General features: G+C 72.1%; 14 protein-coding genes. 10 read left to right on the top strand and 4 right to left on the bottom strand.

The window, feature by feature from the left end; genetic code table 11:
• Nucleotides 1-135: 135 nt before the first annotated feature.
• Nucleotides 136-2,010, top strand: a complete 1,875-nt coding sequence (locus ACFYQA_RS10925) for a hypothetical protein (protein WP_388914690.1) — start codon at nucleotides 136-138, stop codon at nucleotides 2,008-2,010.
• Nucleotides 2,011-2,114: 104 nt separating this feature from the next.
• Here ACFYQA_RS10925 and ACFYQA_RS10920 read toward each other — a convergent pair whose 3' ends face one another.
• Entirely contained in the window at nucleotides 2,115-2,960 is an 846-nt protein-coding gene (locus ACFYQA_RS10920; protein ID WP_388914687.1) for a hypothetical protein, read from the bottom strand.
• A 95-nt stretch (nucleotides 2,961-3,055) separates the two neighbouring features.
• On the opposite strand from ACFYQA_RS10920, the gene ACFYQA_RS10915 reads away from it, so the two are divergent.
• From ACFYQA_RS10915 to ilvD, 4 genes are all read left to right on the top strand, one after another.
• A complete protein-coding gene (locus ACFYQA_RS10915) occupies nucleotides 3,056-3,988 on the top strand; it encodes a Ppx/GppA family phosphatase (protein ID WP_388914684.1) in 933 nt (310 codons plus the stop codon).
• A 315-nt stretch (nucleotides 3,989-4,303) separates the two neighbouring features.
• Complete coding sequence (locus ACFYQA_RS10910; RefSeq protein WP_388914682.1) at nucleotides 4,304-5,167, top strand: sugar phosphate isomerase/epimerase family protein; 864 nt, start codon at nucleotides 4,304-4,306, stop codon at nucleotides 5,165-5,167.
• Entirely contained in the window at nucleotides 5,164-5,892 is a 729-nt protein-coding gene (locus ACFYQA_RS10905) for a TetR family transcriptional regulator (RefSeq protein WP_388914679.1), read from the top strand. Before ACFYQA_RS10910 ends, ACFYQA_RS10905 begins: the two co-directional genes overlap by 4 nt.
• 192 nt (nucleotides 5,893-6,084) lie before the next feature.
• Entirely contained in the window at nucleotides 6,085-7,938 is a 1,854-nt protein-coding gene (ilvD, locus tag ACFYQA_RS10900) for a dihydroxy-acid dehydratase (RefSeq protein ID WP_388914676.1), read from the top strand.
• 54 nt (nucleotides 7,939-7,992) lie between these two features.
• Here the strand turns inward: ilvD and ACFYQA_RS10895 are convergent, their stop codons facing one another.
• On the bottom strand, nucleotides 7,993-10,281 hold the full coding sequence (locus ACFYQA_RS10895; RefSeq protein ID WP_388914673.1) for a serine/threonine-protein kinase: 2,289 nt from the start codon (nucleotides 10,279-10,281) through the stop codon (nucleotides 7,993-7,995).
• Between the two features lie 183 nt (nucleotides 10,282-10,464).
• Between ACFYQA_RS10895 and ACFYQA_RS10890 the strand changes: the two genes are divergently transcribed.
• The 5 genes from ACFYQA_RS10890 (at nucleotide 10,465) to proC (ending at nucleotide 14,385) form a co-directional block, all read left to right on the top strand.
• The gene (locus ACFYQA_RS10890; protein ID WP_388914670.1) at nucleotides 10,465-10,779 is read left to right on the top strand and encodes an SH3 domain-containing protein; all 315 of its coding nucleotides are present in this window, start codon (nucleotides 10,465-10,467) and stop codon (nucleotides 10,777-10,779) included.
• 92 nt (nucleotides 10,780-10,871) lie between these two features.
• Nucleotides 10,872-11,387 carry an EamA/RhaT family transporter gene (locus ACFYQA_RS10885; RefSeq protein ID WP_388914668.1) on the top strand — a complete coding sequence of 172 codons (516 nt, stop codon included), beginning with the start codon at nucleotides 10,872-10,874 and terminating at the stop codon, nucleotides 11,385-11,387.
• A gap of 414 nt (nucleotides 11,388-11,801) precedes the next feature.
• Nucleotides 11,802-12,650 (top strand): ABC transporter ATP-binding protein, encoded by an 849-nt coding sequence (locus ACFYQA_RS10880; protein WP_388914665.1) that lies wholly within the window; start codon nucleotides 11,802-11,804, stop codon nucleotides 12,648-12,650.
• Entirely contained in the window at nucleotides 12,647-13,432 is a 786-nt protein-coding gene (locus ACFYQA_RS10875; RefSeq protein WP_388914662.1) for an ABC transporter permease, read from the top strand. The genes ACFYQA_RS10880 and ACFYQA_RS10875 overlap by 4 nt, the downstream gene beginning before the upstream one ends.
• A gap of 140 nt (nucleotides 13,433-13,572) precedes the next feature.
• Nucleotides 13,573-14,385, top strand: coding sequence for a pyrroline-5-carboxylate reductase (gene proC / locus ACFYQA_RS10870; RefSeq protein ID WP_388914659.1), 813 nt, complete (start codon nucleotides 13,573-13,575; stop codon nucleotides 14,383-14,385).
• A 55-nt stretch (nucleotides 14,386-14,440) separates the two neighbouring features.
• Here proC and ACFYQA_RS10865 read toward each other — a convergent pair whose 3' ends face one another.
• Both ACFYQA_RS10865 and trpS read right to left on the bottom strand, forming a co-directional pair.
• Nucleotides 14,441-15,028: a cysteine hydrolase family protein gene (locus ACFYQA_RS10865; RefSeq protein ID WP_388914657.1), complete on the bottom strand. Its 588-nt coding sequence runs from the start codon at nucleotides 15,026-15,028 to the stop codon at nucleotides 14,441-14,443.
• A 116-nt stretch (nucleotides 15,029-15,144) separates the two neighbouring features.
• The gene (gene trpS, locus ACFYQA_RS10860) at nucleotides 15,145-16,161 is read right to left on the bottom strand and encodes a tryptophan--tRNA ligase (RefSeq protein WP_388914654.1); all 1,017 of its coding nucleotides are present in this window, start codon (nucleotides 16,159-16,161) and stop codon (nucleotides 15,145-15,147) included.
• Nucleotides 16,162-16,766: the final 605 nt, after the last annotated feature.

Below are 16,766 nucleotides of genomic sequence, written 5' to 3'. Positions count from 1 at the left end.
GCGCCGGGCCGATTTCCCCGCCCCACCCGTGGAGCGAAGGGTTCTCCCCCCCGATTGAGGGATCGTTTCACCCGTACGGATTAAAAGTGCGCAGGGCTCCGGGAGGGGCCGACTCCGGCCGCCTACGGTCGCCGAATGATGAGCAGTGGCCCGGAGATCCCGACCCGCACGACCGGCACACACCGGGCGCACCGGGAGGTGCGCGACCGCGGGGCCGCGCACACGCCGGCACACCGGCCGCCCACCTGCCACGAACCGTGTCTGGACGGCCTGTTCACCTACTGCCTGTCAGTGCTGTGCGACCACGACGCGGCGACCGCCGCCCTGGCCGACGTCCTCACCCTCGCGGAGCGCCGTGGCCGGCACCTCCCGGACGCGTCCGGGGACCACAGGGCCTGGCTGTACGCGCTGGCCCGCTGGGCCTGTCTGCGCAAGCTGGCCGAGGCCCGGCAGAAACGCCAGGTCACCCATGCGGCGGGCCGGGCGGCCCGGCAGCGGGCGGCGCGGACCGCCGCTGCCCCGGCCGTCTCAGAGGAGGTGCGGCAGCAGCGCCGCCGTGAGCTGGCCCTGCTCGCCTGGCCGGAGGCCGCGGGCACCACGCCGGAGCAGCGCGAGGCGCTCGAACTCGGCGTCCGGCACCACCTCGGAACCCATGAGGTCGCCGCCGTGCTCGGCATGGAACCGGACGCCGCCCGCGAACTGCTCGCCTCCGCCGCCTGCGAGGTCGAGCGCACCCGCGCGGCGCTCGCCGTCGTCGAGACCGGCGCCTGCCGGGGCGTGGCGCATCTCACCGGCGACAGCCGGCTCGTGCTCAGCAGCGCACTGCGCCGCGAACTCGTCCGGCACGTCGACGACTGCCCGGGCTGCCGCCGAACCGCCGGGCGCGCCCTCCCCGGCCGCTGGCCCGGCACCGGCGTCACCCCCGACGCCCTGCACGTCCTTCCGGCTCCCGAAGCGGCCCTGCGCACCGCCCTGGCGCACCATCCACGCGCGCGTGGCGGCGCGCCCCGCTTCGACCGGCGCGGATTCCCGATGGATCCCAAGGACCGTGTCGCCCGCCGGAACCGGCTGCGCGCGCGTGCGGTCACGACGACCGTCGTCGCCACCGTCGTCGCCGCCCCCGTGCTCGCGCTGTACGCCGCCTACCGGGGCGCCCCCGTCGGCGAGGCCCGGGACGGCCGGACGGCCTCCGCGCGGGAGACCGACATGCCCCTCGACCTCGCCGGCGGGGGCCCGGGCGGCTACGAGAACACCGGCAACGCCGACACCCGGCCCGGGGGCCGCTCCGGCGAGGCCGGCGGGCACGGCAGGGCGGACGTGTCCGTGGAGGTCGTCGAGGTCACCGGTGCAGGCCACAAGGGCGCTGCCGTGCTGGGTGTCACCGCCGGTCACAGCGGCGACACCACGCTGATCACGCTCACCGCGCGGGGCGCGGTGCCGGTCCGCTGGTCCGCGTCGACGGGGGCACCCTGGCTCTACCTGAGCCAGGCGTCGGGGACGCTCCGGCCGGGGCAGTCGCTGACGATCAGGGTGTACGTCGACCAGTTGCGCGAGCCGTCCGGCGGCTGGAGCGCGCGGGTGGCAGTCTCGCCCACCGGCGCCGTGGTGACCATCGACGGCCACGGCAACGCCCCCGGCCCGTCCTCCTCCGGCGCGCCCCTTCCCGGTCGGTCCGGGGGGCCCGGCCGTCCCGGCAGCCCGGGAACCTCGCACCCCGGTTCCCCGTCCACCCCGCCCCCGAGCTCCGGCGACCCGGGCGGGCCCCCGCCGTCGTCCCCCGCCCCGGACGCGACGCCCACACCCACGTCACCGTCCCCGTCGGATCCCGCTCCGAGCGATCCGCCCCGGTCGCCCGACCCGGAGCCCACGGACCCGGAGCCCACGGACCCGGCCCCCGGCGGCCCGGCCGCCCCTGCCCACCCGCCGTCCTCGCCGTCCCCGTCCACCGAGGACGGCGGCGGTGACATCGGCGATGACATCCGCGGCGCCCTGATCCCGTCCGTTTCGTGACTGCCATGACTGCCATGACTGCCGGGACTGCCGGGACTGCCGGGACTGCGGGGGCTGCCGGGACCCGAAACCGGTGACCCGGGCCCCGTGCATGGGGAGGTGGATCAGGCGGGATCCGCCGGATGCGGTGCCAGCAGCGGGAGCTGCGAGGCGAGCCGCTCCTCGCACAGCTCGGCCAGCCGGTCGTAACCGGCCTGGCCCATCAGCTCGGTCAGCTCCGCCCGGTAGGACACGTACACGGGGTCGCCCGCGCCGTGCGCCGAGGTCGCCGACGTGCACCACCAGTGCAGGTCGTGACCGCCCGGGCCCCAGCCCCGGCGGTCGTACTCACCGATCGACACCTGCAGCACGCGCGTGTCGTCGGGCCGGTCGATCCAGTCGTAGGTCCGCCGGACCGGCAGCTGCCAGCACACGTCCGGCTTGGTCTCCAGTGGCTCGCGGCCCTCCCGCACGGCGAGGATGTGCAGCGAGCAGCCCATGCCGCCGGCGAAGCCCGGCCGGTTCTGGAAGATGCACGAGCCCTGGAAGGGGCGGGTCTGGCGGTCACCGTCCTCGTCCTCGGAGACCCAGCCGTCCCGGATGCCCTCGTCGTGGTGCTGCCAGATGTCCGGCGTCAGCCTCGCCACATGCCCCGCGACCCGCTTCTCGTCGTCCTTGTCCGAGAAATGCGCCCCCAGGGTGCAGCATCCGTCGTCCGCGCGGCCCGCCTGGATGCCCTGGCAACCGCTGCCGAAGACACAGTTCCAGCGAGAGGTCAGCCATGTCAGATCGCAGCGGAACACCTGCTCCTCGTCCGCCGGATCGGGGAACTCCACCCACGCCCGAGCGAAGTCGAGGCCCTTCTCGTCGTTCGGCGGCACCCGCGACGGACTATCGACCGGCTTGGCCCTCTTGGCCTGCTTGGTCATTTTGTCCGCCTTCTCAGTCTTCGCCTTTTTCGTCTTTGGCACTCGTCCAGGGTAAGTCGCCCACATCACTGTCCCGTACCGGACCGACTGCTCCAGAGCGGGCTTTTCGCCGCGTCACGCGCAGTAGCGTTCCGTACATGAGACTCGGTGTCCTCGACGTGGGTTCGAACACGGTGCATCTGCTGGTGGTCGACGCGCACCCCGGGGCGTGCCCGCTGCCCGCGCACTCGCACAAGGCGGAGCTGCGCCTGACCGAGCTGCTGGACGCCGACGGAGCGATCGGCCCCGGCGGGACGGACCAGGTGATCCAGGTCGTCCACGAGGCGCTCCAGGCCGCCGAGGACAAGGGCGTCGAGGAGTTGCTGCCGTTCGCGACCTCGGCGGTGCGCGACGCCCGCAACTCGGGCGAGGTCCTCGAGCGTGTGCGTGCGGAGACCGGAGTCGAACTGCAGGTCCTCACCGGTGCCGAGGAGGCCCGGCTGACCTTCCTCGCCGCCCGCCGCTGGTTCGGCTGGTCGGCCGGAAAGCTGCTGGTCGTCGACATCGGAGGCGGCTCCCTGGAGATAGCCTTCGGCATCGACGAGGAGCCCGACGCCGTGGTGTCGCTACCGCTGGGCGCCGGCCGCCTCACCGGCACCCGGCTGCCCGGCGACCCGCCGGCGCCGGACGACGTGCGGGCGCTGCGCCGGCACGTCCGCGCGGAGATCGGCCGTACGGTCGGCGAGTTCAGCCGTCTCGGTCCGCCCGACCACGTGGTGGCCACCTCCAAGACCTTCAAGCAGCTCGCCCGCCTCGCGGGCGCCGCCCGTTCCACCGAGGGTCCGTACGTCCCGCGCGAGCTGAAGTACCAGTCCCTGGAGGGGTGGGTGTCGAGGCTGTCCGTGATGACCACCACAGAGCGCGCCGCGCTGCCCGGGGTCTCCGAGTCGCGCGCCGGCCAGCTGGTCGCCGGGGCGCTGGTCGCGGAGGCCACGATGGACCTCCTCGGGGTGGAGTCCCTGGAGATCTGCCCCTGGGCGCTGCGCGAGGGCGTCATCCTGCGCCGCCTGGACCACATGGGGCCCGCGTAGTCGCGCGCCGCGACCGCCTGCCGCGCGGATGCGACCACCCGTCGCGCGGGGGTCGACGAGCCGGGCCGCGCGGGGGTCGACGAGCCGGGCCGCGCGGGGGTCGATGAGCCGGGCCGCGCGTGCTTCGACGAGCCGGGGCAGCGGAGCAGGCGTCCGGTCGGCTCGATCACACGGCGGCCTTCGGGCCGCGGGACCGCCGGACGGACGAAACGCCCCGTGTCCTGCGCTCATGTGCTCGCGGCCAGGGCGAACACCTCCGGCCGAAGCCCGTCGTCCGCGGCCCACCCGTCGAACACACCCCGTACGCTGTCACTCGTGGCAGATCCAGCGGTGCGCATCCCGGATGCGAAGGTCGCTCTGTCGACGGCCTCCGTCTATCCGGAGTCGACGGCGACGGCCTTCGAGATCGCCGCGCGCCTCGGGTACGACGGTGTAGAGGTCATGGTGTGGACCGATCCGGTCAGCCAGGACATCGAGGCGCTGCGCCGCCTCAGCGACTACCACCGCATCCCTGTCCTGGCCGTGCACGCCCCCTGCCTGCTCATCACGCAACGCGTGTGGTCCACCGACCCCTGGACCAAGCTCCAGCGGGCCCGTGCCGCCGCCGAGAAGCTCGGCGCCGCCACGGTCGTCGTTCATCCGCCGTTCCGCTGGCAGCGCCAGTACGCCCGCGACTTCGTCGACGGAATCTGGCGGATGGCCAACGAGACGGATGTGCGGTTCGCCGTCGAGAACATGTACCCGTGGCGCTACCGCGACCGCGAGATGCTCGCCTACGCCCCCGACTGGGACGTCACCAAGGACGACTACCGCCACTTCACGATCGATCTCAGCCACGCCTCGACCGCCCGCACCGACACCCTGGGGATGCTCGACCGCATGGGTGACCGCCTCGGTCACGTCCACCTCGCCGACGGCCGGGGCTCGGCCAAGGACGAGCATCTCGTGCCCGGCCGCGGCGACCAGCCCTGCGCCGAGGTGCTGGAGCGCCTGGCCCTCAACGGTTTCGGCGGCCATGTCGTCGTCGAGGTCAACACCCGCCGTGCCATGTCCGGTGCCGAGCGCGAGGCCGACCTGGCGGAGGCACTGGCGTTCACCCGTCTGCACCTGGCGTCGGCGACCCCAGGTGCCCCCGGGGCCTCGACGGCGACCTCGGCGCTGCGTGCGCCACGCCGATGACCGGCGTCACCGTGCCCGGCGGACCGGATGCGTCTCCCGGCGGTCCGGACGGGGTGTCCGGCGGTCCGGACGAGTCGGTCCCGGATACGTCCGCCACCGCCCCGGACACGTCCCCCGGCCGCCCCGGCACCACCCCCCGACGCCGTGGCCGGCCCTCGCGCACGGAGTCGGCCGGCACCCGGGACCGCATCCTGGACGCCGCCCGCGAGGAGTTCTCCGAACGCGGGTACGACAAGACATCCGTACGGGGCATCGCCAAGTCGGCAGGGGTCGACTCCGCGCTGGTGCACCACTACTTCGGTACCAAGGAGCAGGTGTTCGAGGCGGCCGTCGAGGTTGCCTTCGCCCCGGTGCTCAAAGGCCGGGAAGCCGTCCTCGACGCTCCGTTGGAGGAGGTCGGCGAGCGGATGACCCGGATGATCCTCGGCCTCTGGGAGAACCCGGTGACCCGGGCCCCGCTGCTCGCGATCGTCCGGTCCGCCGTGAACAACGAGATCGCCGCCGGTGTCTTCCGCCGCCTGGTCGCCGGCCAGCTGTTGCGCCGTATCGCGGGGCGGCTCGACCTGCCGGACGCCGAACTGCGCGCCGAGCTCGCCGCCGCCCAGCTGGTCGGGATCGCGATGATCCGGTACGTGATCAAGGTCGAACCGCTGGCCTCGGCGGACGCCGAGCAGATCGTCGAGCGGGTGGCGCCGGTGGTGCAGGGCCACCTCACCGGCCGCTGAAGCGCCGCGCCCTCCACACGTACCGCGCACGTACCGCGGTCCCCGCACCGCTCCCGCACCGCCCCCGCACTGAGATCCGTATCCCGCATTCCGGACACCCCGTCCCGCCCCCTGGATGACGGGCGTACGCTCGACGACAGTCAGGAATCTCTGACCCCGGCACCCCGAGAAGGTCTGAAGGAGCGAGCGACGATGCCCGAGCTGAGGTCCCGCACAGTCACCCATGGCCGCAACATGGCGGGCGCCCGCGCCCTGATGCGAGCCTCCGGTGTGCCGGGTGCGGACATCGGCCGGAAGCCCATCATCGCCGTCGCCAACAGCTTCACGGAGTTCGTCCCCGGCCACACCCACCTCGCGCCGGTCGGCCGGATCGTCAGCGAGGCGGTCGTCGCGGCCGGCGGCATCCCGCGCGAGTTCAACACCATCGCCGTCGACGACGGCATCGCGATGGGCCACGGCGGCATGCTGTACTCCCTGCCCTCCCGCGACCTGATCGCGGACAGCGTGGAGTACATGGTCGAGGCCCACTGCGCGGACGCCCTGATCTGCATCTCCAACTGCGACAAGATCACCCCGGGCATGCTCAACGCCGCCCTGCGGCTGAACATCCCGACGGTCTTCATCTCCGGCGGTCCCATGGAGGCCGGCCGGGCGACGCTGGTCGACGGTACGGTCCGCACGCTGGACCTGATCGACGCGATGGTGGACGCCGCCAACGACAAGATCTCCGACGCCGACCTCCTCCGTATCGAGGAGAACGCCTGTCCGACCTGCGGCTCCTGTTCCGGCATGTTCACCGCCAACTCGATGAACTGCCTCACCGAGGCCATGGGCCTGTCCCTCCCCGGCAACGGCTCGGTCCTCGCCACCCACACGGCCCGCAAGGCGCTCTACGAGAACGCCGCCCGCACGGTCATGGACATCACCCGCCGCTACTACGAGCAGGACGACGACACGGTCCTGCCCCGCAGCATCGCCACCGTCGCCGCCTTCGAGAACGCGATGGCGCTGGACATCGCCATGGGCGGCTCCACCAACACGATCCTGCACCTGCTGGCCGCCGCCCAAGAGGCGGAGGTCCCCTTCGGCCTGACCGAGATCGACGCACTCTCGCGCCGTGTGCCCTGTCTGGCGAAGGTCGCACCGAACGTCGCCAAGAGCCGCACGTACTACATGGAGGACGTGCACCGCGCGGGCGGCATTCCCGCCCTGCTCGGCGAACTGCACCGCGCGGGCCTGCTGAACGAGGACGTGTACTCCGTCCACAGCCCGACCCTGGCCGACTGGCTGAAGACCTGGGACATCCGCGGCGGCTCCCCGTCCCCGGAGGCCGTGGAGATGTGGCACGCGGCCCCCGGCTGTGTGCGCTCCGCCGAGGCGTTCTCCCAGTCCGAGCGCTGGGACACCCTCGACGAGGACGCCGAGGGCGGCTGCATCCGCTCCGCCGAGCACGCCTACTCCAAGGACGGCGGCCTGGCGGTGCTGCGCGGCAACCTCGCCGTGGACGGCTGCGTCGTCAAAACGGCCGGCGTCGACGAGTCGATCTGGACCTTCGAAGGCCCGGCGGTCGTCTGTGAGTCGCAGGAAGAGGCCGTCGAGAAGATCCTCACCAAGCAGGTCAAGGAGGGCGACGTCGTCGTCATCCGCTACGAGGGCCCCAAGGGCGGCCCCGGCATGCAGGAGATGCTCTACCCGACGTCGTACCTGAAGAGCCGGGGTCTCGGAAAGGCCTGCGCCCTGATCACCGACGGCCGCTTCTCCGGCGGTACGTCCGGCCTCTCCATCGGTCACGCCTCCCCGGAGGCGGCCTCGGGCGGCACCATCGCCCTGGTCGAGGAGGGCGACCGCATCCGCATCGACATCCCGAACCGCTCGGTCGAGCTGCTGGTCGACGACGCCGAACTGGCCCGTCGCGAGGAGGCGCTGGGCGGTGCGTACGCCCCGAAGAACCGTGAGCGCAAGGTCTCGGCGGCGCTGAAGGCGTACGCGGCGATGGCCACGAGCGCCGACAAGGGCGCGGTGCGGGACGTGTCGAAGCTGGGCTGAACCGCCCGACGCCCGACGCCCGAGGGCCCACGGAACCAGGGGGTTCCGTGGGCCCTACCAGTCGGCCGGGGCGTGGCCGTCCACGGCGAAGACCGTGCCGTCGGGGGCGGTGGCGTAGACGTGGCCGTCGGCGATCACCGGATCCGGCAGGGTGGCGGCCACACGGTCGGGGGTGCCGTCCATCCGGGGCGCCGTCTGCCCGGCCAGTCGTCCCTCCCGCGCGTCCACGGCGAGCAGCCGGCCGTCCGGCGCCGTGAAATAGACGTGCCGTCCGTCCGCGACCGGCGTGGACGAGCGGGCGATCCCGCTCTCCAGGCTCCACCGCTGCCGCAGCGCGGTCATGTCGACGGCCACCAGTCTGCCGCCGGTGCCCGTCAGGTAGGCGACGTCCCCGTGCACGGTGCCCCGCGCCTGGGCCAGCGGCACGGGCAGCGTCACCCGGCGCGTCTCCCCGCTGTCCGGTGTGTAGCGGATCAGGGCCTGAGCGGTGTCGTAGACCGGGTCGGCGGAAGCGAGGACGAGCGCCTCGCCCGTGCTGCCGACCGGCGTCAGCATCCCCTCCAGCCGGGCGTCCCACCGCACCGCACCGGACCGCGGATCGACCGCTGTGACCTGTGTGCTGGAACCGTCGTCCGACGTGCTCGCCACGTAGGCCAGCGGGTCCCCCGCGAACGTGCGGAAGTACAGGGCGTCGTGCCCCGGCACCCGCCCGCTCCACAACGCGTCGCCCGAGGCGCTGTCCACGCCGGTGACCGTGCCGTCGGCTCCGGTGAGCAGCAGCACGTCCCCGGTACCGGTCAGGCCGTTGTACTCGGCGTTCTCCTGCCGCCACCGCGGCTTCCCCGAGGCCGGGTCGAGGGCTTCCAGGCCGCCGGCCGGCTCCGGCGCGGGCTGCACGAGTCCGCCCGACACGACCGGCGGTCCGCTCGCCGCCGTCCCCGCGACGGTGTGCCGCCACAGCAGGCCGCCGTCGTCGGGGTCGAGGGCGAACACCGACTCCGCCTGGGCACACACCAGCAGATCGGCCCCGTACGAGCACTGAGGGTTGCCCGGCTTGCCCGACGGCGCCGCCTCCCACGCCCGGAACGCGTCCGGCGTGGTCCGGGCGCCGGCGGTGGTCTGCCGCGCCGAGGGCTCGTCGCCGAGCAACTGGACGGAGAAGAGAGTGCCGAACACGGCGAGGGCGAGCGCTCCGCCCCCGAGCAGCGACCGTTTACTGAGGGTCGGCCGCGCGGAACGCCGGGCCGCCGTCGGGCCGACGCGGTGCCCGGGACCGGGTTCGGGACCGGGAGCAGGTTCGGGAGCGGCTCCGGCAACGAGTTCGGCCGTATGGTCGGCTCCGGGCCGGTTCGCGGGCTCGGAGCCGATCCCGCCCTCCGCTTCGGGCACCCCCTGGTGGCCGGGTACGGCGCCCGCTGAGGCCGCTCCCGCTCCCGCCCTCGCTTCCGCTCCCGGGTCAGCCTCCGCTCCCGGTTCCGCCCGCTGTACAGGGATGAAGGCCTGGGTGTCGTACGTGGCCGCGACGGACCGCAGTTCCCGCATCAACTCGTCGGGGGAGGGCCGGTCCTCGGGTTCCTTGGCCAGGCAGCTCAGCACCAGGGGGGCGAGCCCGTCCGGTACGCCGGTCAGATCGGGCTCGTCGTGCACCACCTGGTAGGCGACCACGTACGGGCTGTCGGAGTCGAACGGCCCGCGTCCGGTGGCGGCGTGCACGAGGAGGGAGCCGAGCGCGAAGATGTCGGCGGAGGGGCCGACTTCACGGGGACGCCGGAACTGTTCGGGCGCCATGAAGGGCGGGGTGCCGATCAATTTGCCGGTCTCGGTCCGCAGTTCACTGTCCTTTGGCCGAGAAATGCCGAAATCGATGACCTTCGGCCCGTCCTCGGCGAGCAGTACGTTGCTGGGCTTCAGGTCGCGGTGCACGACCCCGACCCGGTGGATGTCCCGCAGCCCCTCCGCCAGTCCGGCCATCAGCCTGCGCAACTGGGGCGGGGACATGGGCCCGTTCCGCTTCACATGCTGGGCGAGCGTCGGGCCGGGTATGAACAGCGTGGCCATCCAGGGGCGTGCGGCCTCCGGGTCGGCGTCGACGACCGGCGCGGTGAAGGCACCGCTCACCCGTCGCGCCGCCGCGACCTCCTGCCGGAAACGTCCCCTGAACTCGCGATCCCGCGCGAGCTCGGCGTGCACGACCTTCACCGCGAGCTTCAGCCCGGACGTACTCCGGGCCAGATGCACCACGCCCATTCCGCCGGAGCCGAGGCATGAATCGAGACGGTAGTGACCGGCGTACTCGGGAAGTTCCGCTTCCGTGCCCGCTCCGATGTTCTGCTGTGGCGCCATGGGACCACCCCCGTGCTGTTCGTCCACGTGCGCGCCGCACAGACCCTAGTCGATGAAATGTACGGGACCGAGGAGGCATGGCCGTACTGGTGTTTAAACAACGTACATGTGTGCGTGGCGGGATTTCAGGGTATGAAGGGGGCCCCATGACAGACATGGGGTGCACAACGGGGGAGGTTTTCCATGGCAGTTGACCAGGTTGGAGAAGCAGAGGGCGCCGGGGCGGCAGAGTCGGCCGCGGCGGCGGCCGTGCAGTATTACCCGGTCGCGCCGGGCTACCGGCTCAATGTCCGCAGCGGTCCGGGCACGAACTACGCGATCGTCCGCACCCTGCCGCTGGGCGCGCAGGTGCCGATCTTCTGCCAGCGTCCGGGCACGACCGTCACCGGCCCGTACGGCACGTCGAGCATCTGGTGCAACATCGCCGACGGCCAGTACGTCTCGGACACCTACGTGAAGACCGGCAGCGACGGCTACGTGGCCCCGCGCTGCAGCTGATTCCGCCCGATCCCAGATGATCCCAGCTGATCCCAGCTGATCGCGGCTGATCCCGTTCGGAGCCCGCGGGGCGCCGGAGCCATAATCGAAGCGTGAGCGCAGAGAACGGCACCCCGGACGACCACCCCGCGGGCTCCCCGGGAACCCCCGTCGGCCCCCGCCCCGAACCCATCCGCTTCTTCGGTACGACCTGGGTCGACCGCGACAGCGGCTACGCGGCCCGCCGCATCGGCGTCGCCGTCGGCTCGCTCGCCGCCGCGGCCGCCGCCTGCCTCGTTCTGCGCATCGCCTACCAGGGGTTCCAGATCGCCGAGGTCGGCGGTTTCGTCACGCTCCTCATAGTCGTGATGTTCGCGGTCTGCAGCGCCCTCGCGTTCGGGCACACCTGGGAGGCGTTCAAGCGCCGCCCCGACCCCGACCGCCAGCGGTCCCTCCGCGGCCTGCTCACCGTCGGCTTCGTCGGTTCCCTTCTCGCCTACTTCTTCCGCTCCCTCGCCGAGGCTCCCGGCGAGAAGCTCCACCGCGAGGAGTACGAAACGGCCCGCGCCCAGTACGCGAAGCGGACGTCCCGCCGCTCCGGCAACCCCAAGAAGCGCCGCCGCTCCTGACCACCGCAGGGAAACCGTCGGCCTGCACCGAACGGTTCCCTCCCTCTGCCGCCGGGTGCTTCCCCGCATCCGGCGCGCCGCTCCGCCGTCCGCCTTGGGCTGCCGCCCGCGCGCGTGCCCGCGTCCCCGTGCCGCCCGCCCGCGCCCCTGTGCCGACGCCCGTGCCGCCCGCGCCGCGTCCCCGCGTCCCCGTGCCGATGCCCTTCGCGGGCCGCTTCCCGCCGCGCACCGCGCTGTGTCTCCCGCCTCGCCCCTCGGCCGCCCGCCACGCACTGCGCCGCGCCTCCCGTCGGCCCTGCCCGCTCGCCCCCGCACGGCCGTTCCCTGCCTCAGCCGCACGGCCGTCCCCTGTCCCAGCGCGAACCGTTTCGCCACCGCTTGACGTGCCCCGCCTCCGAGAGGATTATTCATCACATGATGAATTACGCCTCCGGCACTCCGCACCCGGACACCGGCGAGGGAGAAACCCCCGCCGTCCGCGCCCAGGGCCTCACCGTCGTCCGAGGCCCCCGCACCGTCCTGCGCGGCCTCGACTTCACCGTCCCGCGAGGGCAGGTCACCGGCCTCCTCGGTCCCTCCGGCTGCGGCAAGTCGACCCTGATGCGGGCCATCGTGGGCACCCAGGCCAACGTCACCGGCACGCTGGACGTGCTCGGTCTCCCCGCGGGTCACCCCGCCCTGCGCACCCGCATCGGCTACGTCACCCAGGCTCCCTCGGTCTACGACGACCTCACGGTCCGACAGAACCTCGACTACTTCGCCTCGGTCCTCGATCCCGGCCTCCCCCACGCTCGAACTCGCTCGCGCGGGGGGACCCCCACGGCCGCCGACCGCCGCCGGGACAACGTCACCCGGGCCATCGCCGACGTCGACCTCACCACCCATGCCGACGCCCTCGCCGGCAACCTCTCCGGCGGCCAGCGCAGCCGTGTCTCCCTCGCCGTCGCCCTCCTCGGCACCCCCGAGCTGCTGGTCCTCGACGAGCCCACGGTCGGCCTCGACCCCGTCCTGCGCCGCGACCTCTGGCAGCTCTTCCACACCATCGCCGCCGAACGGGGTGCCGGCCTGCTGATCTCCTCCCACGTCATGGACGAGGCCGAGCGCTGTCACCGCCTCCTGCTCATGCGCGAGGGCGAGATCCTCGCCGACGACACCCCCGACGCCCTGCGCGCCGGCACCGGATCCGACACCGTCGAGGCGGCCTTCCTGCACCTGGTGGACGCGGCCGTCGCAGCAAGCCGCACGAAGGAGACCTCGCGATGAGCACCCCCCGTACGACGACCCGGCCCTCCGTCCCCACGAGTGCCCTGAACGCCTCGCGCACCCTCGCCACCGCGGCCCGGGTCCTGCGTCAACTCCGCCACGATCCGCGCACGATCGCGCTGATGCTGCTCGTCCCCTGCCTGATGCTGCTCCTGCTCCGCTACGTCTTCGACGGCAGCCCGCGCACCTTCGACACCATCGGCGCCTCACTCCTCGGGATCTTCCCGCTGATCACGATGTTCCTGGTCACCTCGATCGCCACCCTGCGCGAGCGCACCTCCGGCACGCTGGAACGCCTCCTCACCATGCCGCTGGGCAAGGGCGACCTGATCGCCGGCTACGCCCTCGCCTTCGGCGCGATCGCGATCGTCCAGTCCGCCCTGGCCACCGCGCTGGCGGTCTGGTTCCTGGGGCTCGACGTCGTCGGCAGCCCGTGGCTGCTCCTCCTGGTGGCCCTGCTCGACGCCCTCCTCGGCACAGCCCTCGGCCTCTTCGTCTCGGCCTTCGCGGCCTCGGAATTCCAGGCGGTCCAGTTCATGCCGGCAGTGATCTTCCCCCAGCTCCTCCTGTGCGGACTCTTCACCGCGCGCGAGAACATGCACCCCGTCCTGGAGGGCATCTCCGACGTCCTCCCCATGTCCTACGCCGTCGACGGCATGAACGAGGTTCTCAGGCACACGGACATGACCGCCCCCTTCGTGCGCGACATCCTGATCGTCGCCGGCTGCGCCCTGCTGGTGCTCGTCCTCGGCGCGGCGACCCTGCGCCGCAGGACGGCCTGACGCCCTCCCCGGAGCCCCTGGCAGCGGCGTCCGCCACCGTCCACCCCTCGTCCGCCCACCGGACACCACCCCGCCCCCACGCCCCCCGAGTGCGAGGATGAATCAGGACGACGCGCCCACTCCGGAGGACATCCCCAGTCATGGCTCAGAAAGTCGCAGTCCTCGGCACCGGCAAGATCGGTGAAGCCCTGCTCAGCGGAGTGATCCGCGCCGGCTGGGCCCCCGCCGACCTCCTGGTCACCACCCGCCGCCAGGAGCGGGCCGACGAACTCCGCGCCCGCCACGGAGTCACCCCGGTCTCGAACCTCGAAGCCGCCAAGACCGCCGACACCCTGATCCTCACGGTCAAACCGCAGGACATGGGCACCCTCCTCGACGAGCTGGCCCCGCACCTCCCCGCCGACCGCCTGGTCATCAGCGGCGCCGCAGGCATCCCCACCTCCTTCTACGAGGACCGTCTCGCTGCCGGCACCCCGGTCGTCCGCGTCATGACGAACACCCCCGCCCTGGTCGACGAGGCCATGTCGGTCATCTCCGCCGGCAGCCACGCCACCCCGGAGCACCTCGCCCACACCGAGGAGATCTTCGGTGCCGTCGGCAAGACGCTCCGCGTCCCGGAGTCGCAGCAGGACGCCTGCACCGCCCTGTCCGGCTCCGGCCCGGCGTACTTCTACTACCTGGTCGAAGCCATGACGGACGCCGGCATCCTGCTCGGCCTGCCCCGCGACAAGGCCCACGACCTCATCGTCCAGTCCGCGATCGGCGCCGCGATCATGCTCCGCGACAGCGGCGAACACCCCGTACGGCTCCGCGAGAACGTCACCTCCCCCGCCGGCACCACCATCAACGCCATCCGCGAACTCGAGAACCACGGCGTACGAGCCGCCCTCATCGCCGCACTCGAAGCCGCCCGCGACCGCAGCCGCGAACTGGCCTCCGGCACCAAGGACTGAGGACAGGCCCCGCCCGGGGCGCCCCCGCCCGGGGCGCCCCGTCGGCCACTGTCATTCACTTCGTTCCGGCGAGCACGTCCTGCGACATCACCACGCGCGCGAACCCGCCCCCGTGCAACGTCACCGCCGACGCCTGCGCCGCCTCGTCCGCGCTGCGCCGCCAGCCGAACGGTCCCTCCACGTCGAAGGTGTACGTCGCGTCGAACACGACCACCACGTCGTACCCGAGGTTCCCGCCCACCCGGGCCGTCGTCTCCACACACATGTTGGTCTGGATCCCGGCCAGCACCACCTGGGAGATCCCCGCGTCCTTCAGCCAGGCGCCGAGGTCCGGAGTGCCGTGGAACGCCGAGTTCACGCTCTTGGTCACCAGCAGCTCGGCGCCCCCGCTCCCCGTGCCGCGCCGCCGCTCCACGTACTCCTTGAATCCGTTGCCCGGCTGCCCCGGACGCAGGGGCGACGCCGGCTCGACCGAGTCGTGCCGCACGAACACCACCGGCCGCCCCGACGCCTGCCACGCGTCGATCAGTCCGGCGATGTTCTCGTCCGCCCCGGGATGGTTCCGCCGCCCCCAGAAATCGAGGTCCTCGAAAGCCTGCTGCACGTCGACGACCACCAGCGCCGCGTTCTCCGCAATGTCCATGACCCCGATCGTGCCGCCCCCGCACCCCACCTCCCAGAGGTACGGAGGCCAACGACCGACGACTTACTGCCAAGCGAGCCGGCCGCCCGGCGCGGACACCGGGGCCGGCACCGGCACTACCTTCCGGCCCCCGCCGCGGACGCCGGCAGCAGGCCGACAGCCCGATAGGCGGCATCCACGACCGGCCGTGCCATGGCGCGAGCCCTTTCCGCTCCGTCCCGCAACACACCCTCCACATGACCGGGATCCGCGCACAACTCCTTGTGCCTTTCCCGCAATGGCTTCAGTGCTTCGACCACGGCCTCAGCGGTGTCCTTCTTCAAAGCCCCGTACGAGTCGTAGGCATCGCCCAGCGTCTTCGGGTCCCCGCCCGAGCACGCCGCGAGAATCTCCAGCAGATTCGCCACCCCGGGCCGTTCCTCCCTGTCGTACACGACGTCGCGTCCGCTGTCGGTCACCGCCCGCATGACCTTCTTCCGCACCACGTCCGGCTCGTCCAGCAGGTAGACGATTCCCGGCCCGACGTCGTCGCTCTTCCCCATCTTCGACAGGGGGTCCTGCAGATTCATCACCCGCGCAGCCACGTCCGGATGCGTGGTCCGGGGCACCACGAAGGTGTGCCCGTACCGCTGGTTGAACCGCACGGCCAAATCCCGTGTGAGCTCCACGTGCGGCGCCTGGTCGTCCCCCACCGGCACCTCGTCCGTCCCGTACGCCAGGATGTCCGCCGCCATCAGCACGGGATACGTCAGCAGCGACAGCCGCACACTCCCGCCCCGCCGCTTCTCCCGCGCGGCTTTCTCCTTGTACTGGATCATCCGCCGCATCTCGCCGTCGGTCGCCACGCACTCCAGCACGTACGACAGGCGGGCGTGCTCGTCCACGTGACTCTGCACGAACACGGTGCACAGCTCCGGATCCACCCCGGTCGCCAGCAGCAGCGTCGCCGCCTGCCGGCTCAGTCTGCGCACCCGTGAGGGGTCGTGGTCCACGGTCAGCGCGTGCAGATCTACGACGCAGAACAACGCGTCCGCCCGGTGCTGGTCGACCGCGGCCCACCGCCGCATGGCCCCCAGGTAGTTCCCCAGCGTCAGATGTCCGGTCGGTTTGATCCCACTGAAGACCCGTTTCATCGCTTCCTGTCTCCGTCTCCTGGTTGTGACCGCCGCCCCGGCCGGCCGCCCCCGGAGTCCTGAGGGCCGGAGCCCTGGAGGGAGAAACGAAAACGGCCACCGGAACGGCGGCCGTTGAGCGCATACGTACGGACGGCCGCTGTCAGGCGGCCCACCAGAGCTGGCTGTACGTACGCGTAGTCGTCATGTGGGCCAGGCTACGCCCTGAAGAGGGGCACCGGGTGGTGATGACGGCAGCGAGTTGACACACCCTGACGTCATCCGTAGTGTTCTCCGAGTTGTCCGACGTGAGTACCGACTCCGGTCGGCCCCGGACAGCCATTCCGTACGTACTGCACCAACTCAACGGCAGCCGTCTGTCTGTCGTCATGGCATTGGTGTGTGTATTCGCGAAATGAGGAATCCGCGTTCGAAAGGGCGCAGGCCCCCGATTAGCTCGGGAGCAGGGAATCCGCTACAGTCTCACTCGTCGGAACGGCCCAACAGCCGGAAAGACAAACCCCGCTGACCGGGGGTCAGGTCGAAAAAGAAGATCTGATAGAGTCGGAACCGCCGGAAAGGGAAAGCGCGAAAGCGGAGACCCGGAAGGCGAAACCCCGAGGAAA

The sequence above is a fragment of the Streptomyces sp. NPDC005774 genome (assembly GCF_042871645.1).
GTDB lineage: Bacteria > Actinomycetota > Actinomycetes > Streptomycetales > Streptomycetaceae > Streptomyces > Streptomyces pratens.
Note: the sequence above shows the minus strand (reverse complement) of the source record. Positions and strands in the feature narration are given on the sequence as shown.